1 protein-coding gene is annotated in these 315 nt (G+C 68.9%); it reads right to left on the bottom strand.

Annotated features, from left to right (window positions below):
• On the bottom strand, positions 1 to 315 hold a 315-nt coding region (locus AX685_RS14960), incomplete at both ends, for a methyl-accepting chemotaxis protein (RefSeq protein WP_231738919.1).

Raw genomic sequence — 315 nt, 5'->3', positions numbered from 1 at the left:
CGGCGGTTGCTTCCTCGACCATCGCGGCGTTCTGCTGCGTCACGCCGTCCATCTCTGCGACCGCGGTATTGACCTGCTGCAATCCGGTGGACTGCTGCTCCGCCGACGACGCGATGTCGGACATCAGCGCGCTGATCTCGGTGATGCGCGCGATGATGCGGGTCAACGCCTCGCCGGTCTGCGATACCAGCGCCGCGCCCAGTTCGACCTGCTCGCTCGACGCGGTGATGCGCGTCTTGACGTCCTTGGCGGCGTCGGCGGAGCGCTGCGCCAGCGCGCGCACTTCCGATGCGACGACCGCGAAGCCCTTGCCCG

Source organism: Sphingomonas sp. CCH9-F2, assembly GCF_001556735.1.
Lineage (GTDB): Bacteria > Pseudomonadota > Alphaproteobacteria > Sphingomonadales > Sphingomonadaceae > Sphingomonas > Sphingomonas ginsenosidimutans.
This window is presented reverse-complemented; position numbering and strand designations above follow the sequence as displayed.